This is a genomic window from Sphaerisporangium sp. NPDC051017, from assembly GCF_040683095.1.
GTDB lineage: Bacteria > Actinomycetota > Actinomycetes > Streptosporangiales > Streptosporangiaceae > Sphaerisporangium.
Window position 1 is genome coordinate 14,113 of sequence record NZ_JBFBCI010000028.1, and the last position, 22,656, is coordinate 36,768.

A 22,656-nucleotide genomic window follows, 5' to 3' on the forward strand; every position below is an offset into this window, starting at 1 on the left:
CCGGGCGCCCGCGGTGCCGGCCGGGCCGGGCACGAATGGGGAAGGGGCTACAGCCCCGCGGAGTACAGCAGCCGACTGTTGGCGGCGTAGGGGCCTGTGAGGACACCGCTCGTGGACGCGTCGCTGATCCACTTGTTGACGGTGGCCGTGGGGTAGTCCCCGTATGTCTGCTTGAACAGCGCGCCGACTCCGGTGACGTAGGGCGCGGCGAAGGAGGTCCCGCTGCCCTGGGCGCTGCCGCCGCCCAGCCTGGCCGAGACGATGTCGGTGCCGGGGGCGTACAGGCCCACACACGGGCCGACGTTGGTGAAGACGGACAGCGTGTCGTTGATGGCGGACGCTCCGACGGCCAGCACCCGAGGAGCGCCGGCCGGCGAGGAGTCGCACGCGTCGTCGCCGCTGTTCCCGGCGGCCACGCTGACGAAGATCCCCGCGTCGGCCAGCGCGGTGGCGGCGGCGTTGGTCGCGGCCGATTTCGGGCCGCCGAGGGACACGTTCGCGACCGCGGGTTTGACCGCGTGCGCGGCCACCCAGTCCAGGCCGGCGATGATCTGGGAGTACGCGCCGGTGCCGTCGCAGCCGAGGACGCGTACCGGGGAGAGTTTGACCGCGCGGGCGACCCCCCACGTGGCGCCGCCGACGATGCCGGCGGTCATGGTGCCGTGGCCCAGGCAGTCGTTGGTGCCGTTGTCGTCGCCGACCGTGCTGTACCCGGGGACGACGCGGCCGGTGAACTGGCTGTTGGTCTTGTCGATGCCGCTGTCGACGATGTACGCGGTCACCCCGGCACCGGTGTGCGCGGCGTTGTAAGTACGGTTGAGCGGCAGACGGCGTTGGTCGATGCGGTCGAGCCCCCAGGACGTGGTGGGCGCCACCGGAGGAACGCGCGTGCCCGGCGCGGCGGGGCCCTCCGGGACGTTCAGGGCCGTGGCGACGGCGTCCTGTTCGATCGCGGCGACCGCCGGATGCGTCCGTATCTCGTTGAGCCGCGCGGTCGTCATCCGGGCGGCGAACCCGTTGATCACGTGCTCGTAGGTGTAGAGGGGGCGTATACCGAGCGGGCTCATCACACCGGAGACGAGGACGCCCGGTTTGAGCCTGATGATGTACTGGCCCGGGATGGCGCTCGCACCTGGAGGAACCGTTACCTCTATCGCGGTTCGCCGCATGGTGACCGTATCGGCCTGGGCGGCCGGGGCCACTGCGATCGAAGCGCTGAGGAACGTAAGCCCGATCAGCGCGTGCGGGGCGCGTCCCCTGATCCTGTGAAATCCGCGTGCGCGGCGCATGAATATCGCATCCCTTCAGAGATCGTCGCCGTCGTGAGTTTCACTCGCCATCCGACAGTAACGATCACCCGTCCGGCGTAATCGCCGTGCCGCTCGGCGCGCCGCGTCCGTTCGGGTCAAAATTCGTCAGGGCGCCGGTCGCCGTACGGCTACCGGCGGACATTTCCGCACCCCCGTAAATGTCCCGCTTTGCAGGGAAATGCCGGTGGCGGCGTCCGCGAAGGCGGGCAGGCTCGCCGAGCCTGGACGACGACCGCCATTCTTACCAATTCCTGGCCTTCCCACGCTCGCCGCCTCCGACGTGCGACGGCCACATAATGCGAGCATCGCGGTAGGTCGAAAGGCTGACATACCAAATGCCCTACGATTCCATGCGATGTCCTGCGCATTTCCGCCCGTGAATCCATGGATCGACCGAAGGAAAGTCGGGTGAATATGTTCCGAAAAGCGTTCGTCATCGCGGCCGCCATGGCCGGGCTGACGTTCTCCGCAGTGGCCGCGCCGGCCCACGCGGCACGCCTCACGCCCGCGGTGTCGGCGCGGCCGGCGGCATCGCCGACCGTGGCGGCTCCGGCCCTGCGGCCCGCGTGCGCGCCGCAGGGCTGCGCCGAGGTGATGTGCCCGCAGGGCTACGTCTGTGTGTACGCGCCCAAGCAGTGCCTGACCACGCCCTGCCCTCAGTACGAATGCGTCCCGGACGGGACCGTGACCACGCCGAACCAGCCGGTCGTCCTGCCGGTGTACCCGTACCCGTATCCGTATCCGAACCCGTATCCGTATCCGTACCCGTACCCGACGCCCGCCTGGCCGCCCTACGGGTGGTACGGCAAGCATCACCACCATCACCACCCCCCCGTCCCGTACCCGCGGCCCCAGTTGCCGCGGCCGCCCGGCCATCGGAACCCGGTGACGATCCAGGCGTCGGCCCCGCAGCCGGCGGCCGCCGGGCAGGCGGCTCAGGCCCCGAACCGCGAGGTTCCCGGTCTCCCGGAGGCGGAGAGGCCCGGCGCTTCGGCGGCAGGCGCGCGGTAGTCACGCCTTCCCGGAGGGCCGGCCGTCGGACGGGGTCTCGTGGCGCACTGCCGCGGACCCCGCCCGGCGCTTCGCCGGGGGCGTTGGAGGGGGCGGGAAGCGCTGTGATTGGCTTCTGACTAACAGGAGGGTACGAAACAGACACCCCCACGAACCCGGGACGGTGATCGGCATTAACGCCCACGACTTTCTCGAGGTGGATCGCGAGCTATCCGACGAGGAGCGCGCGATCCGCGACGCCGTCCGCGACTACGCGAGCGCCGAACTGCTGCCGCACGTCGCCGACTGGTACGACGCCGGGACGCTGCCCGACCCGCGCGGGCTGGCCAAGGGGCTCGGCAAACTCGGCGTCTTCGGCATGCACCTGACCGGGTACGGATGCGCGGGCACGAACGCCGTCAGTTACGGCCTGACCTGCCGCGAGCTGGAGGCCGTGGACAGCGGGCTGCGCAGCTTCGTCTCCGTCCAGGGGTCGCTGGCGATGACGGCGATCCACAGGTACGGCTCGCCCGAGCAGAAGGAAGAGTGGCTCCCCCGCATGGCGACGGGCGACGCGCTCGGCTGCTTCGGCCTCACCGAACCCGACTCGGGAAGCGACCCCGGCTCGATGCGCACCCACGCCCGCCGCGACGGTGGCGACTGGGTGCTGGACGGCACCAAGATGTGGATCACCAACGGCTCGGTGGCGGACGTCGCGGTCGTCTGGGCCGCGACCGACGAGGGCATCCGCGGGTTCCTGGTGCCCGCCTCCACGCCCGGGTTCTCCGCGAACGTGATCCACAAGAAGCTGTCGCTGCGCGCGTCCATCACCTCCGAGCTGGTGCTGGACGGGGTACGGCTGCCCGGGGACGCGATCCTGCCCAGCGCGGAGGGGCTCAAGGCGCCACTGTCGTGCCTGTCGGAGGCCCGGTACGGCATCGTCTGGGGCGTCGCGGGCGCGGCCAGGGCCTGCCTGATGGCGTCGATCGACTATGCCAAGCACCGCGTGCAGTTCGACCGGCCGATCGCCGGCTTCCAGCTCACCCAGGCCAAGCTCGCCGACATGCTCGTGGACGTGAACCACGCGATGCTGACCGCCCTGCGCATCGGCCGCCTGAAGGACGAGGGCCTGGCGACCCACGCGCACGTGAGCTTCGGCAAGCTGGCCAACGTCCGCGCCGCGCAGCGCGTCGCCGCCACGGCCCGGAGCATCCACGGCGCCAACGGCATCACCCTCGAGTATCCCGTGATGCGCCACATGGTGAACCTCGAGACGGTCGCCACGTACGAGGGCACCGCCGAGGTCCACGCCCTGACCCTCGGCCGCGCCCTCACCGGCCTGGACGCCTTCCGCTGAGCGAACGCCCACCGCCGCCGACGGCGCTGTGAGCGTGATCTGTGCGGCCCCGCAGCGGTACCGTGCCCGTCACACGGGGCCTTGTGGCGGCGGTGCGCGCCCTCCTACTATTACGTCACACGATATAACGTCGCACGATATAGATAGAGGAGAGCATGGACGGGCTTGGGAGATTCGCGGATCCGGCCGTGCTGATCCTGACCAGCCTCGCGGGGGGCCCGAAACACGGGTACGCGCTGATCAAGGACATCGAGCGGCTCGCCGAGACGACCCTCGGCCCCGGAACCCTGTACGGGGCGATCGGCCGCCTCGAACGGCGCGGGCTGATCGAGGCCCTGCCGGAAACGGACCGGCGCAGGCCCTACCGGATGACGCCCGCGGGAGCCGAAGCGCTGCGGTCCTACCTGGAACACGCGCGCCGGGTGACCGCCACCGGGCTCACGCGGCTGGAGGCGTTCGCGTGAAACGCCTGATCCTGCTGTATCCGCCGCGATGGCGGCGCCGGTACGGCGACGAGATGAGCCGCCTGATCGACGACCTCGGGCCGACGTCCCTCCGCGCGCGCCTGTCGGTCGGCGCGGATCTGCTGCGCGGAGCCTTCGACGCCCACCTCGCCAAGGAGGCCCGGATGACCAGGGACACACGCATGGCCGTACGACGCGGCGTCCTCGTCGCCCTCGTGGTGTGGGGCGCGCTCTCGGTGGAGATCGTGCTGTCCAACGTGGTCTTCCCCACCACCGGAGACGATGACGGCCTCGCGGTGCTCGTCTCCTATCTCTGCGTCTTCGCGGCGCCGGCGTTCACCGGAGTCCTGGCCGCCCGGACCACCACGGGCCCGCGCGGCCTGGCCGCGGCCGGCGCCATCGCCGGCGCGCTGGTCGGCGCGCTGACCGTCACCACCTACCTGGTGATCGACAACGTCTTCCTCGACACCATCGGCCGGCAGCAATCCAAGATCGACGGCCTGGCGCACAGCGGAATGACATCCATGCGGGCCTACGTCAACGTCAACCTTCTGTTCGCCCTGGCCGCGCTCACCATCTTCCTCGGCGTTGCCGGCGCGGGGCTGTCGGTGGCGAGCGGGCTGATCGCCCGAGCCCGGCGGGCGGCCAAGAACGCGCGGACGGTATGAGATGGACGATGACCACCTGCATTCGGTTCAGCAGTGCTTGCTCAAAGACATGCGCTTGATCAGGGGGAACAGGTTCGGGTTGAACCGGCCGGAGGCGAGCCGGCGGTAGTTCCGCCAGGCGACGTTCAGGTTCTTGACGAACTTGGTGCTGGTGCTGTTGTACACCCGGACATATCCCCGTTTCACCCGGCCGTTGAAGAGGCGGGGCGGCGGGTTCCGGGAAGGGCAAAGGCCCGTCTCAGGCTTCGCTGAGGACGGGCCTTTCGCGGGAAAGTGGCTCCGGGGGTCAGCCGCTCTTGCGGCGGAAGGAGCGCTTGCCGGCCGCGGGGCCGTGCGCGCCGCCGATCTTGGAGGCGTTCTTGCCCCGGGCGGCGGCGTTCGACTCCGCCTGGGTCTGGCGCTTGCGTTCCAGGGCCTCGCGGAACTTGCGCTTCAGCTCGTCGTCCGGAGTCTCGGCCTCCGGCTCCGGTGCGTTGGCGGTCATGCGGACCTCCTGCTGCTCTTGATAGGGCTACCACTGGGCCTCGCACGCGCGCGTGACCGCTCGCCCGACGACGGTGGCCTGCCCCCGCCCCCGATTACGTCACGCCGAGATCCGGCGAAGCACGCGGACATCATCTCATGGGTGGCCGTTCGGCTTCATACGGCTGTCCTGACATGAACTGACTTCGAGGTGCAAGTGTGTCGACACGGACAGTGGTATTTAGCCGCATTTGTCGATGAACGCCGATTAATGTGCGGAGTATCAGTCCCACCAGAACGACCAGGTGTACTTGCCCACAATCTGCTCGGCGTAGTCGATCAGCGTGCCCGCGCTCTGGACGATCGCATCGGGGCAGAACGCCCAGTGCTCGGCGGCGACGTGCACGGCGTGGGCCGGCGTCTGCGGCGGCGCGGCGACGCTGAGCTCCAGCGTGTTGAACCCCATGCCGACCACGCGGGCGGCGAAGCGGTCCTCCCAGCTCCGTACGACGGCGGCGAGCGGGACGTTCCACTCGTTGTGGTGCAGGGCGCCCTGCCAGCCCATGACGGCCAGCGCGTCCGCCCCGCGCTGCACCGCGGCGAGCCCCACCGGCGTGCCCTGCTCGGCCAGCATGGCCGCGTACCGGTCGGCGAGGGTGTCGGGGTCGGTCTTCAGCTCGCCGGGGTCCGCGGGGCCGGGGCAGGCCGGGCCGAAGGGGTCGAGGATCTCGATCTGGTCCTCGTGCGCCTTCTCGATCCAGTCGGACCAGACCTCGTCCATGAACGCGCCGACGTTGTAGTTGTCGATCTCGGCGGCCGCGTCCGGCGCGATCTGGCCGACCGACCACGGCTGGACCGACTCCTCCAGCAGGACGGGCCACAGGCCGGACCTCGGGTGCTCGAGGCGCAGCCGCGTCCACAGCGCCCCCGTCGCGGGCGTCTCGCTCAGCCAGAAGGCGGGGCGCCGGCGCGCGGGGAACCGCGCGTACGTCGGATCCGGCCACACCAGCGATCCCGGCGGGAGATCCACCGAGAGCGTGCGCCCGCCGCCGCCGTCGTCGAACAACCGGCACACGGCGGCCGGCAGCATGCGGCCTTCACCATCGTCCATCTCAACCGATCCGGTACCGAGCACACCAAAAGCATTCCGGTAAGCCGAGATGGTAGTGCGAGGGGGATCCGTCACACCTTCCGTCGTACCGCACAACCGCCCGTCCTGTCTCACGCCCCCGGCCATGATCTCTACCGTACGGAAATGCGGCTCGATCGGCGCTTTGTTCGATCAACCATTCTTACACCGAGTATCAACCCCCGAACCGCAGGTCACGGACGACATGGACGAATACATAATGGGGTGATATAAGCGTGCGGGACGGGCCGCGCTGGACCGCCCGCCGCCCCCTTCAGGCGGGCTGGGGGACGTCGCCGCCGCGGTCCGAGCGGGTGAGGGCCGCGTCGCGGGTCTCGCGCATCGTCGTATAGACGACCAGCGACACCGCGGCGCAGCCGGCGACGTACCAGAAGAAACCGGACTCGACGCCGGCGTTCTTGAACCACAGCGCGACGTACTCGGCCGTGCCGCCGAACAGGGCGTTGGCGATGGCGTACGGCAGGGCGACGCCGAGCGCGCGCACGTGTGTGGGGAACAGCTCGGCCTTCACGCACGCGTTGATCGAGGCAGTCACGGCAAGCCGAGTCGAGGGCTAATCCGTGAGTCTTCGATAGGTGGTGGGCCGCCCCGGTCCGCCCAGCTGTTCCACGAGCCCTCTCGACCTCAGCTCGCGCAACGCCTTGCGCACATTGGGGGCGGACAGGCCCAGTTCGTGCTTCAATTCGGCCGCGCTGCGGCCGCCGGCCGCCAGGGCGTCGTAAACGCGCAGTTCGGTCTGGTTCAGGTCTTCGCCTGGCCGCATAGGGGGCACCGCCTGCTGGATCACGACCGTGAAACGAATGGTGGCATCGATGTAGTGAGCGGGCCGAAGCCCGGCCTCGGCGAGCACCTGGTTGACGATCGGGATTCCGGTCGCCAGGGCCTCGACGACTCGTGCACCGGTCTCCGGGGTACGAACGTGCTGACAGATCGCGACCAGGCGGGCGTTACGTGCTGAGGTGACGGCATCCCTGCCGAGCCGCTCCACCGTGATGCCGTACAGCCCCCCCGGGTTGGAGACGATCAGCCGATCCCGGCGGAGCCTCACCTCTGTAGCCATGCCCTCCGACCAGTGATCAAGATCGCGATGTAGAAGAGCGTTGGCGATGATCTCACGAAAGGCGACGTAGGGGTACGCGGGCCGATCATGAACCGTGCCATCAGGTGTGGACACGATCGTCGTGTCGAAGACCCGTCTCCCCCATGCCATGGCGGCGTCCAGCATCCGAGGAATGGGGCCGCTGATCGTCGTCTGATTACGGGCTCGCGCCCCCGCCGGATCCGATGACAATGGCTCCGCCGAAGCCTGGATGACGAACCGGGGGAACCACTCCTGGGGATGCACTCCCATGGCCAGCACCCCCGCGACCGTCGGGGTGCCGTCGGGGAGAGTCACACCCGCGCGCCGGAGCAACTCGGCATCCTCGTTGAACCGGCCCAGCCCTTGAGGATCCCGCTCCCGGACGGAGCGAAGAAAGGCGGCGACGAGCTCCTCGTCCAGGTCCTCCCGGGCAGCGCCCTCCACAGGCTTGCGGTCGAACAGGGGTGGTTGCCGAGCGACGAGGAACGCCTGCTCCTCGAGGGCGGACAGGGGAAAATCGCCATCGTGGCCCCGCATGTAGGCCACACCCGACGCGGCGACCCGGCACGGCTTGGCCGACGGATCACATTCATGAACGCGGGCGACGATGACCGGGATGCCGTCCACCTCCGCGTCACGGATGGCAAGCCGGACGGGAGGCGAGAAAGAGCGCGCCTTGCCTGCCAACCCCTGCTTCAGGGCTTGCGGGTCGGAGAGCCGCACCGGCCGGAAGCCGGTCGCCTCGTCCAGGCCGAGAATGATCGTCCCACCGCCTGGATGGTTGGCAAGAGCACTTAGGGTCGACGTGAGCGACTGCGGCAGTCCACCCGCGGCCGACTTCACCTCGACGTCGTCGTAGTCACCTCTGGTCGCACGCAGCCGTGCGACCAGCTCGTCCAGATCCTGGTCCACCCGGTAATGTAACCACACACTGGTTACATTCCCCCGGGTTTCAGTTACATTTCTGGGTCCGTCGGCATGCTCGGCCGGACCGCCCTAGCCCGCCGGGAAGAGGTCCTGGGTGATCGTGGTGAGCTCGGGGTGCAGGCCGGACACGGTCGCGCGGCCGGTGGCGTCCACCGCGGCGGTCACCTCGGCCCCGGCCACCCTGAGGCCCTTGGCGGTGACGGCGCCGAGGGGGGCGCCTGGGAGGGGGCGTAGGGAGATGGTGCCGCGCGGGACGTCGGGGTGGAGGCCGAGGGCCGCCTGGACGATCGTGACCGCGGCGGCGGCCGACCACGCCTGCGGGCGGCAGGCGGCGGGGTAGGGGACGGGGCGGATCACGGCGTCGCGGGCGTCGCCGGAGAACAACTCGGGCAGGCGGTAGTCGAAGGACTCGGCCGCGGCGAGCAGCCCCTCGGCCAGGCGGGCGGCCTCGGCGCCGAACCCCGCGCGGGCGAGGCCCGCGATCACGATGGCGGTGTCGTGCGTCCAGATCGAGCCGCAGTGGTAGGACAGCGGGCTGAAGCCGCCGTCGCCGGAGGACATCGTGCGCAGCCCGAAGCCCTCGGCCATCGCGGGCGAGCCCAGCAGGGCGGCGACGGCCGCGGACTCCTCCCGCGACAGCAGCCCGGTGCCGAGCAGGTGGCCGATGTTGCTGGTCAGTGCGTCGACCGGGCGTTTGTCGCGGTCGAGGGCGAGGGCCGGGTGCCTTCCGTGCGGGCCGTCGACCCAGAAGTGGGCGCGGAACCGGTCGGCCAGCGCCTCGGCGTACTCCTGCCAGCGGGCCGCGCCGGGGCGTCCGAAGGCCGTGAGCAGCTCCGCCGCGAGCCTGGCCGCCTCGTAGGCGTATCCCTGCACCTCGACCAGGGCGATCGGGCCTTCCGCCTGCCGCCCGTCGCGGAAGCGCACGGAGTCGCCGGAGTCCTTCCAGCCCTGGTTGGCGAGGCCGTGGCCGGTCGTGTCGATGTACTCCAGGAACCCGTCGCGGTCGGCGTCGGCGTCGCCCGCGAGCCATTCGAGAGCGGCCTCCATGGCCGGGAGCAGGTCGGCGACCTCGTGCTCGGGCATGCCCCACCGCCAGGCGTCGTGCAGGAGGCTGATCCACAGCGGCGTGGCGTCGATGGTGCCGTAGTAGGCGGTGGGCAGGCGCATGCCGTGCTGGGCCAGGACGAACTCGTGCCGCCGCAGCTCGTGCATGATCTTGCCGGGAGCCTCGCCCGACGCGGGGTCGAGCTTGACGCCCTGGCGACGCGCGAGTACGCGCAGCGTGCCCGCCGCGAGGCCGGTGCCGAGCGGCAGGAGCATACGGGCGGCCCAGATGCTGTCGCGCCCGAAGAGCGTGAGGAACCACGGCACGCCCGCTCCGAGGAACGTGTCGTCGGGGGCGCTCACCTCGGCCAGGCGCAGCGAGCGCAGGTCGTCGAGCGACCTGTCGAACAGGCGGGTCAGGCGGTGGTCGTCGGCCGTGACCCGGGCGGCGCCCCATTCGACGGGACGGGCGGGGGTGGTGACGACGGCCTTGGGGTCGTCGACCTCGGCCTGCCAGCGCAGGGTGACCCGCCCGCGCGGGGCGAGGGTGACCTCCCAGCGCAGGCGGGGGGCACTGATGTCGGCGTGGGCGCCGTCGCCGGTCACGGTGACGCGCACATCGTCCTCGGACTCCCACGCGAGGCACCCGGGGCGGTCGGTCCACGCCGGGGACGGGGAGGCGTCGCCGCCGGACTTCACCGTCTCGATCGGGGCGAAGTCGCAGCGCAGGTCGAGGGTGACGGTCGTGGTCACGGGGGCGCCGGCGGCGGAGACGATCTCGACGGTCTCGGTCATGCCCTCGGCGGTGACCTGACGAGTGCGGTCGACGCGGACCGTGGGGTCGGGGCCGGGGTCGCCGAGCCAGCGGGGCAGCACGACGAACCGGGCGCCGCCGGGGCCGGTGAGGGCGTGGGCGATCGGCTCGGGCTCGCGGCCGTCCAGCAGGAGGGTGGCCTGGGACAGCGCTCGGACGTCCGCGTGGAAGAGCCCCTGCACGCCGCCCGGACGGATCTGGCCGTCGGCGCCGCTGAGAGCGCTGGTGGGGGCGAGCACGGCGATCACCAGGTCGTGCAGCAAGGGCTGGTAGCGGCGCGGGGCCTCACCGTCGCCGGGCACGGCCGCCCGGCCCTCCCGGTGCCCGTCCGCGGCGGCGGGGGCGGGGAGAGCAGGGTCGGAGGTGGGTGAGGGGTCCGTCACACCGGCGGGTTCGGGGGTCACCGCGTCGTCGAAGTCGTCGAACACCGTAGGGCCTCCGGGGGAAGAGCAGTGGGGAGCGAGGGGACGTCATCGCGATGCGGTCCGTGACATGACCGTCGCATACGGCTCGCGAAACATTCTCTTTACTTGAACGATCCAATCGTGCCATAGTCCGTCTTGAACGATCAAATGTTGAAAGGCACCCATGGCGGACAAGGTCACGATCGCCGATGTCGCGCGGTACGCCAACGTCTCGCGGCAGACGGTGTCGAACGTGCTGAACTCCCCGGAGGTGGTCCGCGAGGAGACCCGCCGCCGCGTCCGGGAAGCCGTCAGGGCGCTCGGATACCGGGCGAGTCAGGCCGCCCGCCAGATGCGCACCGGGCGCTCGCGCCTGATCGCGGCGCGCATCGAGCCCGCGCAGGAGGACGGCATCAACGGGTCGGTCTTCGACCGGTTCCTGCACGGCATCACCGAGTCCGCCGCCCGGTCGGGGTACCGCGTGCTGCTGTACACGGCGGACGACCACGACGCCGAGCTGGCGACGTTCGACGACCTGCTCGGCGTGTACGTGCCGGACGCCTTCGTGCTGACCAGCACCGACTACGACGACCCGCGCGCGGCCTGGCTGCTGGAGCAGCGCATCCCGTTCGTCACGTTCGGCCGGCCGTGGGGCGTGCCGGACGGCCAGAAGTACCCGTGGGTCGACGTGGACGGCGCCGCCGGCACGGCCATGGCGACCCGCCACCTGCTGGCGACCGGGCACCGGCGCATCGGCTTCCTCGGATGGCCCGAGGGCTCCGGCGTCGGCGACGACCGCAGGTCGGGCTGGGCGCGCACCCTCGCCGAGGCGGGGATCGGCCCGGACGAGCTCGCGGAGCTGGACCACCGCACCGAGGATGGCGTGCCGGAGGGGGCCGCGGCGGTCACGGCGCTGCTCGCGGCCGAACGACCGGTGACGGCGGTGGTCTGCGTCAGCGACTCGCTGGCGATCGGCGCGCTCCAGGCCGGAAACGGCATCGCGGTGATCGGCTTCGACGACACGCCCGTGGCCAGGGCGGTCGGGCTGACCAGCGTCAGCCAGCCGCTCGGCGAGGCGGCCGCGCGCTGCGTCGCCCTGCTCACGGACATGCTCGACGGGGACGCCGCCCGCCGCCGGCCCCGCGACGAGGAGACCACGCCCGGCGACGCGGACGCCCCGCCGGACGACCCATCGAACGACGGTGCCGGGGCTCGGGGACCCTCGCGCACCACCACCTCGGGCGACTCACCCGCACACATCCTGCTGGAACCCGCGCTGGTCCACCGGAGGTCGGCGTGAGCGCCCCGAGGCCCTCCCCCATCACCATCGAGTCAGGAAAGCACGATGATGCGCGGTAACCTCCGGACGGCGGCGCTGGCAGCGGCCGCCTGCGGCACCCTTCTCACCTCGGCGGCCTGCGGCAGCGGGTTCGACGACACGGCCGGGCAGAGCTCCTCGGCCCCGCAGAGCAGCGGGCCGGCGTCCCTGCAGATCCTCATCGGCTCCTCCGGCGACGCCGAGACCACGGCCGTGCGCGACGCGGCGGACGCGTGGTCCAAGGCCAGCGGCAACACCGCGACCGTAACGCCCGCGCAGGACCTCACCCAGCAGCTCGGCCAGGCGTTCGCCGGGAGCAACCCGCCCGACGTGTTCTACGTGGACGCCTCGCGCTTCGCCGACTACGCGAGCGTCGGCGCGCTGGAGCCGTACGGCGACAAGATCTCGCAGCCGACGGACTTCTACGAGACGCTGCGGACGGCGTTCACCCGCGACGGCACGTTCTACTGCGTCCCGAAGGACTTCTCCACGCTGGCGCTGATCGTCAACGACGACCTGTGGAAGAAGGCGGGCCTCGCCGAGGCGGACGTGCCGACGACCTGGGACCAGCTCACCGAGGTGTCCAAGAAGATCAAGGCCAAGGGCATGGTGCCGCTGGCGCTCGGCGACACCCGTGACCGCATGGGCGCCTTCATGGTGCAGGCCGGCGGCTGGATCATCAGCCCGGACGGCAAGCAGGCCACCGCGGACAGCCCCGAGAACGTCGAGGCCCTCGACTACGTGAAGTCGCTCCTGAAGGACGGCCTGGCCAAGACGCCCAAGCAGCTCGACGCGGGCTGGAGCGGCGAGGCGTTCGGCAAGGCCAAGGCCGCCATGACCATCGAGGGCAACTGGATCAAGGGCGCCATCAAGGCCGACTACCCCGACCTGAAGTACACCGCGCACGAGCTGCCCGCGGGCCCCAAGGGCAAGGGCACGCTGTCCTTCACCAACTGCTGGGGCATCGCGGCCAAGAGCAAGCACAAGGAGCAGGCCATCTCCTTCGTCGAGGCGATGACGAAGGCCGACCAGCAGATGGCGTTCGCCCGCGCGTTCGGCGTGATGCCGTCCCGCCAGTCGGCCAAGGACGCCTTCGCCCAGGCGTTCCCCGAGGACGTGCCGTTCGTGGACGGCGCCGCGTACGCGCAGGGCCCGGTTAACGCCCCCAAGATGGACAGCGTCCTGGCGGACTTCGACGCCGGCCTGCAGAACCTGACGACCACGGAGCCGAAGACGCTCCTGGAGCGGCTGCAGAAGAACACCCAGAGCGCCCTCGGCTGAGGCCCCGCTCCGCGCACCCGTCCCCGCTTTCCGGCGAGCCTTCCGGCGTGATCTCCCGCGAGGCTTCCAGGCGGAGCCTCCCGGAGAGGCGAGGGGGACGGGGCGCGGGCACGCCCATCGGAAGGAGGGAGCGAAGGTGGAGACCACGTCCGGCAGGCGGCGTCTCGGGCGAAGGTCCGCGACCAGGGAGAACCTCGCGGGCTGGCTGTTCCTGGCCCCCGTCGTCGTCATCCTCGCCCTGTTCATGCTGCTGCCGATCCTCATGGCGCTGTGGGTCAGCCTGACCTCCTGGAACGGGCAGGGCAGCCCGTTCACCGGGAAGGTGCCATTCGTCGGCGTCGACAACTACACGCGGCTGTTCGCCCAGGACGACCTGGCACGCCAGGACTTCATGACGAGCATCCGCAACACGATCTACTACGTCGCGATCGTCGTACCGGCGCAGACCACGCTCGCGCTCGGGCTGGCGCTGATCGTGAACAACCGCGTGTTGAAGGGCAAGACGTTCTTCCGCAGCGCGTTCTTCTTCCCGTCGGTCACCAGCTCGGTGGCGATCAGCGTGGTGTTCCTGTTCATCTTCGCCAACTCCGGCGCGGTGAACGGGCTGCTCGGGCTGTTCGGGATCAGAGGGCCGGAGTGGTTCTCCGACTCGCGTGGCCTGCTGCACCTGCTGCTCGGCGGGCTCGGCCTGGTCGATCCGAACGCGCCGCCCGCGGCGCTGACCGGCGGCGGCCCGTTCGGGCTGTCGTGGTGGGACTGGCTGTCGGGGCCGAGCGTCGCCATGGTGACGATCATCATGCTGGTCGTGTGGACGACCTCGGGCACGTTCATGCTGATGTTCCTGGCCGCCTTGCAGGGCATCCCGGTGACGCTGGAGGAGGCGAGCCTGCTGGACGGCGCGGGCCGGTGGCAGCGGTTCCGGTACGTGACGCTGCCCATCCTCAAGCCCACGATGTTCCTGGTGCTCACGCTCGGGCTGATCTCCACCTGGCAGGTCTTCGACCAGGTGTACGTGATGAGCCAGGGCAATCCCGCCAAGACCACGCTCACCCCCGCGTACCTGTCGTACCGGAAGGCGTTCCGCGACTTCGACTACGGGACGGGGACGGCGATCTCGTTCGTCCTGTTCGCGGTCATCGTCGTGCTCACGCTCGTCCAGCGCTGGGTGATGCGGGACCGGACGCCGACGATCCGGCCGGGGAGGTCGTGACATGTCCACGCACGCGCGGGAGAACCCGCGCCGGCCGGGAGAGGGACGGCGGCTGGCGTCCACCTTCGGCGGGTACGCGGTCCTGGTCTTCTTCGCGCTGGTGTTCCTGTACCCGTTCGTCATCCAGATCGCGAACTCGCTGAAGACCGAGGCGGACGCGACGGCCCACCCCCTGTCCCCCGTCCCCGGCCCGCTGTCGTTCGGCGCCTACGACCGGGTGTTCTTCCAGACCGACCTGCCGCTGTGGCTGGGCAACTCGCTGCTCGTGACGATCATCATCACCGTCGGGCGGGTCTTCCTGGACTCGATGGCCGGGTACGCGCTGGCGCGGCTGCGCTTCCGAGGCCGGCGCGAGGTGTTCGGCGCGATCGTCGCCGTCATCGCCGTGCCGGGAGTGGTGCTGTTCATCCCGAAGTTCCTGGTGCTCAACCAGCTCGGGATGTACGACAGCTACGCGGCGCTGATCCTGCCGATCATCGCGGACGCGGGCGGGGTCTTCATCATGAAGCAGTTCTTCGAGTCGATCCCGGTCAGCGTGGAGGAGGCGGCGCGGATCGACGGCGCCGGGGTGTTCCGCACGTTCTGGTCGGTCGTGCTGCCCATGGCCAGGCCCGCGCTGATCACGCTGACGATCATCTCGTTCCAGAGCAGCTGGAACGAGTTCCCGCACACGCTGGTCGCCGTGCAGAGCCCCGAGCTGTTCACGCTGCCGCGCGGGCTGGCCGACCTGGTCAGCGGGTCGCTCGGCGTCGGCACGCAGTACCCGCTCAAACTCGGCGCGGCCGTCCTCGCGACGATCCCGGTGGCCATCATCTTCGTGGTGTTCCAGCGGTACTTCGTCCGGGGCGCCAACGAGGGGGCCGACAAGGGCTGAGAAGGGCTGAGAGGCCAGTGCGCCGGGCCGGGACGCGCGTCGTCCCGGCCCTTCCCCGCCCTTCCCGACCCTTCCCGGCTCGCCGGCGGCCCTCAGAGCAGCCGCTTGATCTCGCCGTACGCGCGGTAGAAGCCGCCGCGCTCGGACGAGCGGACGCCCTGCACCAGGTAACGCGCGCCCGCCTCGCGCACGCCCTTGGGGAACTGCACGTTCCACAGCGGCTCGTAGCCCGGGCTGACCACGTGGACGCGCAGGCGGTCGCCCTCGCGGACGCACTCGACCACGATGCCGTCGCCGTCGGGCAGCGCGCTCGCCGGGACGCTCTCCAGCACGACCGACGGCTGCACCACCGCGAGACCGGCCGCCGCCTTGACGTCCACCGGCTCGGGGACGCTGCCCTCCTGGGCCGCCCTGATCGCCTCCTCGCTCGCGTCGATGCAGGCCAGCGTGCCGTTGGTCGTCACGATGTACAGCCGGTCGTCCAGGAACTGCATGGAGAACGCCGAGCCGCAGCCGGTGCCGAGCTTCCACAGCCGCTCGCCGCCGCGGTCGAAGCAGTAGATGGACGAGTGGTTGTCGCCCGCGAAGACGAACCGCCCGTCTGGGGCGGAGGCGCAGGAGAAGACCGCGCCGTCGCAGTCGTAGACCGCGCCGACCACGCCGTTGCGCTTGTTCAGGCGGTACACCTTGTTGTCGTGCGTACCGGCGTAGACGACGTCGCGCTCCTGCCAGCCGAACAGCACCTGGCCGCCGAGGGAGGTCTGCCAGACCGGCGTGCCGTCCGCGGCGTCGTAGCGGGCCACGCCGCGCGAGTGCCCGTGGTACACCGCGTCGCCGTCGCAGCGGACCATCCACGCCGAGTCGCCCTCGCCCTTCCTGGCCCACTGGAACTCGTCCTCGTGGTCGATCGTGGTGATCCGCCCGGCGCGGTCGGACACGCCGAGGACGCCGTCGTGGATGTCGAGCCAGTAGATGTCGACGTCCTCGGCGATCTCGTACGCCACGCGCGGGATCTTGCCGCTCAGGTCGTACACGTTGCCGTCGTCGGCGCCCGCGTAGATCCAGAAGTCGTCGGCCACGATGCACTTCACGCCGTCGGGCAGCAGGAAGTGGCCGGTCACCGTGCCGTCGTGGCCGACCGTGTAGACGTCGCCGTTCTGGTTGCCGACCCAGCACCGCTCCTCGTCCACGAAGATGCCGAACGCGGCGGCCCCGCTGGCGAAGCGCCACAGCACGGGGGCCTGGCGGGCGGTCGAGCGGATGCTCACGATCTGGCGGTGGGTGACCGTGCGCCGCTGCCGCACCCCGCGCACCGCGGGCGCGTACCCCTTGCGGACCTTCTCGGCGATCTTCTTCGCCGCGGCCGCCTCGGCCTTCTCGGCGCTGGCGAAGGCGGACACCTTGGTCTGGCCCTGCTCGCCGATCCTGCCGTAGGTGATCGCCACCTGGGTGCCGGTCACGACGACCTCGTAGAACTTGTGCGCGCTCCCGGTGTCCTCGGACAGCTCCAGATACGTGCTTCGCGGCGACATCGGCGTCCCTTTCCTTGATCGATTGCCCCGGAGCGTACGGGAAGCGTCCGACATTTCATGCGATATCCAGGACATCGCCACGTACGCCCGGCCCCGTCCGCGCCGCGCGAACCGTCCCCAGGACAGCGAGGGCCGATCCGAAAACCCATGTTTACCTGCGGCGATGCGGGCAACGCCCAAAGGAGGGAATTGCGCCACCGGCACGGGAGGCAAGCCATGGCGAACGTGTTCGAAGTCCTGCAACGGGACCACGAGATGGTCAAGCGCCTGATGCTCGAACTGGAGTCCGGGCCGCCGCTGACGGGGAGCGCCGAGCGTGAGAGCATGCTCGACCGCAGGCGGCAGGTCGACCAGCTCATCACCGAGGAGTCCAAGCACGAGGCCGTCGAGGAGGAGTACTTCTGGCCGGTGATCCGCGAACTGGTCCCGGGCGGGAACGAGATGGCCGACCACGGCATCGCCCAGGAGCAGCGGGGCAAGTTCATCCTGGATTCACTGATCGACTACCGTCCGGGCGACACCCGGTCCGAGGACACGCTGATGGGCTTCATCAGCGAGGCGCGCGAGCACATCGCGTTCGAGGAGGAACAGGTCTGGCCCGAGCTGCGCCTGGTCATCAGCCCCGAACGGTCCGCGGAACTGGGCGCGAAGATCGAACGGGCCAAGAGGATGGCCCCCACCCGCCCGCACCCGCACACCCCGCCCAAGCCGGGCCTGCTCAAGGCCGCCAGCCCGTTCATGGGCGCCGCCGACCGCATCCGCGACCTGGTCACCGGCCGAAGCCGCTAAGCTCCCCGCGAGCACAGCGATCCTCGATCTGCCGTGCCCAGGTTCGTCAGGAAACGGGACGCGACGGAGGCCGCGACGACCGCTCTGGTACCGGCACCCTCGGCGATCACCGCGACCGCCCACCAGCCGGCTACTTTAGATCGAGGACGGCTTTACCGTGGAGGCGACGGTCGAGCAGAACCTTGACCGCCTCGGAGTGGCGAGTCCAGGGGCCGCGCCAGCTGATGCCCGGATCGAGGCCGCCTGCGGCGATCTCTCCGGCCAGCCAGGTCAGATCCGAAGAGAAGTCGGTGGTGGGGTCGCCGAAGAGGAAGAAGGTGCGGATCGACCGGTCGTGCCGTCCTCCGTTGCCCAGCAGGGCATCCGGTGACAGCACCGCGTCGACCTCGGAGGAGCGGCCTACGCTGATGAGGCTGCCGCCGGTCGTCAGGGAGGCGAAGGCGTCGACGAGGTGCTGTCCGCCGACGTTGTCAAGAACGGCCGACACGGGCTGCTGCACGGCGGCCGGCTCGGGGTGGACCTCGTGGGCGCCCAGGGCTCGCAGCCCGTCCGCCTGAGCGGCGCTCCGGCTGATGGCAACGACGTGCGCGCCGGCGCGGGCGGCCAACTGGACGGCGTAGCGGCCGACGCCGCCGGAAGCACCGGTGACCATCACGCGGCGACCGAGCAGCGATCCCATCTGACGTAGCACGTGCAGGGCGCTCAGCCCGGCCACGGGAACGGTGCTCAACGCGCCGGGATCGGCGTCCTTTGGCGCGGTGCCGAGCAGGGCGGCGGGTACGGCCCGCAACTCGGCCCAGCCGGCCTCCCCGCCGAGGGTGACAACCCTCTCCCCCTCGGCCGGACCCGAACCGTCGGCGGCCGCCTGGACGACCACGCCGGCCGCGTCCCATCCGAGCACGGTGCCGTCCGGCAGCTCCGGACGGGTGGCCCCATGGACCTCACCGAAGTTCAGCGAGACCGCCTCGACCCGCACGAGCGCCTCGTGGGCGGCGGGTCGCGGAGCAGGGACGTCCGTCAGTGACAAGTGTCCAGGTGAGGTGTGATCCACGACGAGTGCACGCACAGGAAGATTCCCTTTCACAAAATGCCACAGTGTGGCGTTTGCTCCAGTAGAGCATATGCGTGATCTCGGCGTACTTGGTACAGTGATCGCGATGACGACCGTTGAACAGCCCGCCACCCTGCGCGAACGCAAAAAGCTGCGTACTCGCCAGGCACTGATCGAAACCGCCATCACGCTCTTCGGTGAACGCGGATTCGACAACACTCCACTGGACGCGCTGCTGGAGCAGGTGGAGGTGTCCCGGAGGACCTTCTTCCGCAACTTCCACTCCAAGGAGGACGTGGCACTCACCGCCGTCAAGCAGCTCTGGGACATCTACCTGGAAGTCTTCGACGGCATCGAGAAGTCCGGGCCGCTGGCCGATGTCTTCCTCGCCGCCATGCTGACCACCCTGGAGCGCATGGACGAGGACTGGTACCGGCGCTTCCCGCTCACGCTCCAGCTGATCGCCGACTCCGCCGCACTCGACGGGTACACGCTGCGGCACTGCGCCGAAGTCCAAGCCGAGATCGCGTGCCGACTTGACGAACAAAACCGTCTCGAACTGCGGCTCCTCATCGAGTTCTTCGTGGCCGCCTGGCGCTGCGCTCTGGACGAATGGCTGCCCGACTGCACACCGGGCGAACTGCCCGCGCTCTTGCGCCGGGCCTGCTCAACCATGAACTCCGCCCTCAGCCTGGAGGCATGAGCTCGTTCTGTGCCGCCCGGGCTCGAACAGGGCCTGGACGTGCTCACCCACAGGGATAAGAGCAGCAGCGCCGTGGACTTCTACCTATACCTCGCCGCCGCCTTCGTCACGCTCCGCATGCTCATCCGACGCTCGACGACCCGCTACCGCTGGGACCACCGCCCCACCGCCCGACGCCTGAAGTGATCCATTTGCCGGTCGGTCTTAGAAAACGTCATTTGCGATGCCTCTTTCTGGGCAATGGCCGCCCACCGTACTCATGTCCCCCTATGCTGCCGCCGAGGCAGCGACGAACGAACGGAGGCGGTCTTGGTCGAACTCGCCGAGTGGCGTGGTCTGGTCAGTGGTCGCACCGACGACTACGACGCCCTTCACATGGTCGCGATCGTCACCCCTGGCGGACAAAGCTGGGCCAGCCCTTTTCGCGCGATCGCCGACGATGGAAACGACTACTTCGTCAAGACTTTGGAGTCCTGCCGGCGAGACTGGGCAAGAGGATCGATCGCCGCCGAATACATCGTGGGAAAAGCAGGCAAATTGGTCGGCGCGCCGGTGTGCGACAGCACCTTGATCCGAATACCTGAAGAGTTCAGGGGCGAGGACATCCGCCCCGGCATCCCACTCGTTCCAGGGATCGCTCACGCGAGCAAGGCATTGGAACACGCCGACGAGCAGCGCCACCACCTTGCGTACCGCAACCAGGATCACAACCATGTCCGCCACGTCGGGGTGTACGCTCTGTACGACTGGTGCTATGGGGACGATGCCCAGTGGCTGTACGACCTCGACAATGACCGATCGATTACTCCCATGACCACGGCCTGTACTTTCCGCCCAACCATGGCGTCATAGATGCCGAGATTCTCAAGTTGTCCGTCGACGAGGCAAACGTCCTTCCGGATGTCCCGAATGGGTTGGCCCCAGAGGCGGTCGAGGCCGTTGCCGAGGCCCTTGAGACAATAGATCGTGATGCCCTCGTCAAGATCTTGCGTGCCGTACCGGCATCGTGGCCGGTGAGCGACGAGGCTCTGGCAACGCTGGGCTGGTTCCTGGAGCATCGGGCACCTGCGGTGGCGAATCGCCTTCGAGCGCTGGTCTGAAGGGAGTGTCTGAGCCAATGAGCAGATACATCTACTCGATCGTTCGCTGCCTGCCTGACCCGCGAACCGGGGAGTTCGTGAACGTCGGCGCCATTGCCGGTGATCCGACGACGGGCGACTGGGCCGTCCGGCGCCTCGGTAACACCGAACGGATCAAAAGGTTCGCGCTCCCTGCGGCCATCGACGTCACCGACCGCTTTCTAGTCCGCCTGAGCAGCGAAATCGCCGAGGCACGCGAGGTACTGGAAGCCGAGGGAAGCCACCCGCTCGCCGACGACTGGCTACTGAGGCTCCATCATGATCATCGGAACATCGTGCAGCTCAGTCCACCGGCCTCGATCATCGCCAATCACGCGGAAGCGGCCCTGGATGTCATCTTCAAGCGAATGATCATCGATCCCGCCACGCAACCACGGCAGGTCACCGTCGGCAAGGATCGAGTGGTGCAGGATCTCCGCAAGGCCTATCAGCGGGCTGAGATACCTGCGCACCTCCTTAAACCAAAATCGGACGTGTTCATCGGCGACAAGCTGCATTCCACCATCGACATAGCCATCGCAAACGGTAAAGCCGTGCAACTTGCACAAGGGTGGTCTTTTCGGGTCACGGGCCTGGAGAGACTCCTCACGCAGGTGAAGGCATGGGGTTTTGCACTTGAACGCCTCCGCCGCGGCGATCAGGCTCGGATGGTGGACGCCCAAGGCCGATCGAGTGAGGTCACCCGGGACGTGGACCTGCAAGTGGTGATCGCAACGCCGGAGACGGCTCAACAGGGCGCGGCCTACGAAGAGGCGGAGCAGGTCTTCCATGCGCTGGGGGCCGACGTTCATCCCGTAGAGGACGTCGGCGCTGTGAGTGTACAAGCGGCGGACCTCATCCGGAGGCTGCTCTGACCGCACGCCGTCTCGCCGCCTCGGAACCGGAATCCCTGCGACCGACGGCCTGTATCGCGGGGATGAACAGGTAGCGGCCACACGGAACTCCTCCGCGTAGGGGCACGCTTGAAACGGAGTATTAACTCCAGTTACTCCAGAATCCGGAGCAGCCACTCCGGTTGTCAGGCCGGGCCCTCGTCAGCCTCCCCGTCGGTCCTCGCCGTCAGCCTCCCGTCGGCCCGCAGTGCTCCGTCCTGATCCGCTTCGAGTCGTGGCCGTGCGAGGGCAGCAGGTCTGCGGCGACCTCCACGAACCCGTCGGTCCGCAGACGCCGAGGCGGCACGGGAACCTGTCCCGTGCCGCCGGCGGGCGTCCTAGCAGCGGCCGAGCATGCTCGACAGCGCCGACTTCTCCGCGCTGTCCACGCTCAGGCTCCACTCGTACTTCACGTCGATGTACGCCTTCGCGTAGGTGCACCAGAAGGAGGTGAGCGGGGGCTTCCAGCGCGCGGGGTCGTAGTCGCTCTTGGCCTGGTTGACGTTGTCGGTCACGGCCCAGAGCTGCGGGTTGGTGAGGTCGTTGGCGAAGGCCTGGCGCTTGGACGTGGTCCAGGCGTACGCGCCGGAGCGCCACGCCTCGGCCAGGGCCACCATGTGGTCGATGTCGAGGTCGGAGGCGAGAGTCCAGGTGGCGCCGTCGTACGGGGAGGTCCACCGGCCGGAGGTCGGGTAGCAGTCGGAGCCGGTGACCACGCCGACGCCGTCGCGCTTGAGCACCGTCTCACGGGTGTTGCAGGTACCGGAGATCGTGATCCAGTGCGGGAACAGGTTGCGGTCGTAAGTGCCGGCGTTCCGCTCGATGTCGACCTTGAGCGCGTTGAGCTCGGCGGTCGCCGTGCTGAGGGACGGGATGTTCGGCGGGGTGAACGCGTTCGCGGGGGAGGTCGCCACGGTGGTGACGACGAAGGCGAGGACGGTGGCCACAGCCAGGAACAGGACTCGTCTCACGAGTCTCTCCTTCTGTCTCCGGGCCTGCTGCGCGGGAAGCCGCAGGTCCAGGGGGTTGACGAGACAGATCGGACGATTACACCGCGTGGATTATCGGGAAATATCAGGCTTTGCTGACACGAATCGGTCGGCTTGGTAAGGTACTGCCGCTAGCTTTTCCCCACAAGCCACCGAACAGCCCAAACCCCCCGAACATCACCCAACGTCACCCATCGCGCCCATCAACGGCGATCTAACACCACCAC

At 69.4% G+C, this 22,656-nt stretch carries 23 protein-coding genes and 1 pseudogene; 14 read left to right on the plus strand and 10 right to left on the minus strand.

Annotated elements, in window-relative coordinates; genetic code table 11:
- Window positions 1–47 precede the first annotated feature (47 nt).
- Entirely contained in the window at window positions 48–1,169 is a 1,122-nt protein-coding gene (locus AB0M95_RS22195; RefSeq protein WP_363767596.1) for a S8 family peptidase, read from the minus strand.
- Between the two features lie 555 nt (window positions 1,170–1,724).
- Between AB0M95_RS22195 and AB0M95_RS22200 the strand changes: the two genes are divergently transcribed.
- The 4 genes from AB0M95_RS22200 to AB0M95_RS22215 all read left to right on the plus strand — a co-directional run bounded on the left by AB0M95_RS22200 (window position 1,725) and on the right by AB0M95_RS22215 (window position 4,789).
- Complete coding sequence (locus tag AB0M95_RS22200) at window positions 1,725–2,321, plus strand: hypothetical protein (protein ID WP_363767599.1); 597 nt, start codon at window positions 1,725–1,727, stop codon at window positions 2,319–2,321.
- 172 nt (window positions 2,322–2,493) lie between these two features.
- Window positions 2,494–3,657 (plus strand): acyl-CoA dehydrogenase family protein, encoded by a 1,164-nt coding sequence (locus AB0M95_RS22205; RefSeq protein ID WP_363767803.1) that lies wholly within the window; start codon window positions 2,494–2,496, stop codon window positions 3,655–3,657.
- Window positions 3,658–3,812: 155 nt separating this feature from the next.
- Complete coding sequence (locus tag AB0M95_RS22210) at window positions 3,813–4,121, plus strand: PadR family transcriptional regulator (RefSeq protein WP_358512472.1); 309 nt, start codon at window positions 3,813–3,815, stop codon at window positions 4,119–4,121.
- On the plus strand, window positions 4,118–4,789 hold the full coding sequence (locus AB0M95_RS22215; RefSeq protein WP_363767602.1) for a hypothetical protein: 672 nt from the start codon (window positions 4,118–4,120) through the stop codon (window positions 4,787–4,789). Before AB0M95_RS22210 ends, AB0M95_RS22215 begins: the two co-directional genes overlap by 4 nt.
- A 27-nt stretch (window positions 4,790–4,816) precedes the next feature.
- On the opposite strand, the gene AB0M95_RS22220 is transcribed toward AB0M95_RS22215, so the two are convergent.
- The 6 genes from AB0M95_RS22220 to AB0M95_RS22245 form a co-directional block, all read right to left on the minus strand.
- Window positions 4,817–4,954 (minus strand): hypothetical protein, encoded by a 138-nt coding sequence (locus AB0M95_RS22220; protein ID WP_363767605.1) that lies wholly within the window; start codon window positions 4,952–4,954, stop codon window positions 4,817–4,819.
- A 121-nt stretch (window positions 4,955–5,075) separates the two neighbouring features.
- On the minus strand, window positions 5,076–5,273 hold the full coding sequence (locus tag AB0M95_RS22225; protein ID WP_363767608.1) for a DUF5302 domain-containing protein: 198 nt from the start codon (window positions 5,271–5,273) through the stop codon (window positions 5,076–5,078).
- Window positions 5,274–5,534: 261 nt separating this feature from the next.
- Complete coding sequence (locus AB0M95_RS22230; protein ID WP_363767611.1) at window positions 5,535–6,362, minus strand: DUF4253 domain-containing protein; 828 nt, start codon at window positions 6,360–6,362, stop codon at window positions 5,535–5,537.
- Window positions 6,363–6,654: 292 nt separating this feature from the next.
- Window positions 6,655–6,936, minus strand: a complete 282-nt coding sequence (locus tag AB0M95_RS22235) for a hypothetical protein (protein WP_363767614.1) — start codon at window positions 6,934–6,936, stop codon at window positions 6,655–6,657.
- A gap of 18 nt (window positions 6,937–6,954) precedes the next feature.
- Window positions 6,955–8,325 (minus strand): ATP-binding protein, encoded by a 1,371-nt coding sequence (locus AB0M95_RS22240; protein WP_363767617.1) that lies wholly within the window; start codon window positions 8,323–8,325, stop codon window positions 6,955–6,957.
- Between the two features lie 153 nt (window positions 8,326–8,478).
- Complete coding sequence (locus tag AB0M95_RS22245) at window positions 8,479–10,695, minus strand: glycogen debranching N-terminal domain-containing protein (RefSeq protein ID WP_363767619.1); 2,217 nt, start codon at window positions 10,693–10,695, stop codon at window positions 8,479–8,481.
- 160 nt (window positions 10,696–10,855) lie between these two features.
- Between AB0M95_RS22245 and AB0M95_RS22250 the strand changes: the two genes are divergently transcribed.
- The 4 genes from AB0M95_RS22250 (at window position 10,856) to AB0M95_RS22265 (ending at window position 15,354) form a co-directional block, all read left to right on the plus strand.
- Window positions 10,856–11,971 carry a substrate-binding domain-containing protein gene (locus AB0M95_RS22250; protein WP_363767622.1) on the plus strand — a complete coding sequence of 372 codons (1,116 nt, stop codon included), beginning with the start codon at window positions 10,856–10,858 and terminating at the stop codon, window positions 11,969–11,971.
- 45 nt (window positions 11,972–12,016) lie between these two features.
- Window positions 12,017–13,270, plus strand: a complete 1,254-nt coding sequence (locus AB0M95_RS22255; protein WP_363767624.1) for an extracellular solute-binding protein — start codon at window positions 12,017–12,019, stop codon at window positions 13,268–13,270.
- A gap of 136 nt (window positions 13,271–13,406) precedes the next feature.
- Window positions 13,407–14,480 (plus strand): sugar ABC transporter permease, encoded by a 1,074-nt coding sequence (locus tag AB0M95_RS22260; protein ID WP_363767627.1) that lies wholly within the window; start codon window positions 13,407–13,409, stop codon window positions 14,478–14,480.
- A gap of 1 nt (window position 14,481) precedes the next feature.
- Entirely contained in the window at window positions 14,482–15,354 is an 873-nt protein-coding gene (locus AB0M95_RS22265) for a carbohydrate ABC transporter permease (protein WP_363767630.1), read from the plus strand.
- Between the two features lie 92 nt (window positions 15,355–15,446).
- Here AB0M95_RS22265 and AB0M95_RS22270 read toward each other — a convergent pair whose 3' ends face one another.
- Window positions 15,447–16,886, minus strand: a complete 1,440-nt coding sequence (locus AB0M95_RS22270; protein ID WP_363767633.1) for a WGR domain-containing protein — start codon at window positions 16,884–16,886, stop codon at window positions 15,447–15,449.
- Window positions 16,887–17,102: 216 nt separating this feature from the next.
- Here AB0M95_RS22270 and AB0M95_RS22275 point away from each other — a divergent pair, with 216 nt between their 5' ends.
- Window positions 17,103–17,675 (plus strand): hemerythrin domain-containing protein, encoded by a 573-nt coding sequence (locus AB0M95_RS22275; RefSeq protein ID WP_363767634.1) that lies wholly within the window; start codon window positions 17,103–17,105, stop codon window positions 17,673–17,675.
- Between the two features lie 130 nt (window positions 17,676–17,805).
- On the opposite strand, the gene AB0M95_RS22280 is transcribed toward AB0M95_RS22275, so the two are convergent.
- Complete coding sequence (locus AB0M95_RS22280) at window positions 17,806–18,702, minus strand: zinc-binding dehydrogenase (protein WP_363767637.1); 897 nt, start codon at window positions 18,700–18,702, stop codon at window positions 17,806–17,808.
- 130 nt (window positions 18,703–18,832) lie between these two features.
- On the opposite strand from AB0M95_RS22280, the gene AB0M95_RS22285 reads away from it, so the two are divergent.
- The 5 genes and pseudogenes from AB0M95_RS22285 (at window position 18,833) to AB0M95_RS22305 (ending at window position 21,422) form a co-directional block, all read left to right on the plus strand.
- Window positions 18,833–19,429 (plus strand): TetR/AcrR family transcriptional regulator, encoded by a 597-nt coding sequence (locus AB0M95_RS22285; RefSeq protein WP_363767640.1) that lies wholly within the window; start codon window positions 18,833–18,835, stop codon window positions 19,427–19,429.
- Between the two features lie 54 nt (window positions 19,430–19,483).
- Window positions 19,484–19,615: pseudogene (locus AB0M95_RS22290) on the plus strand (IS5/IS1182 family transposase); the annotation flags it as partial.
- A gap of 123 nt (window positions 19,616–19,738) precedes the next feature.
- Window positions 19,739–20,281, plus strand: coding sequence for a HipA family kinase (locus tag AB0M95_RS22295; RefSeq protein ID WP_363767643.1), 543 nt, complete (start codon window positions 19,739–19,741; stop codon window positions 20,279–20,281).
- Between the two features lie 17 nt (window positions 20,282–20,298).
- Window positions 20,299–20,529 carry a hypothetical protein gene (locus AB0M95_RS22300; protein ID WP_363767646.1) on the plus strand — a complete coding sequence of 77 codons (231 nt, stop codon included), beginning with the start codon at window positions 20,299–20,301 and terminating at the stop codon, window positions 20,527–20,529.
- Between the two features lie 17 nt (window positions 20,530–20,546).
- Entirely contained in the window at window positions 20,547–21,422 is an 876-nt protein-coding gene (locus tag AB0M95_RS22305) for a DUF3037 domain-containing protein (RefSeq protein WP_363767649.1), read from the plus strand.
- A gap of 356 nt (window positions 21,423–21,778) precedes the next feature.
- On the opposite strand, the gene AB0M95_RS22310 is transcribed toward AB0M95_RS22305, so the two are convergent.
- Window positions 21,779–22,411 (minus strand): HNH endonuclease family protein, encoded by a 633-nt coding sequence (locus AB0M95_RS22310; RefSeq protein WP_363767652.1) that lies wholly within the window; start codon window positions 22,409–22,411, stop codon window positions 21,779–21,781.
- Window positions 22,412–22,656 lie beyond the last annotated feature (245 nt).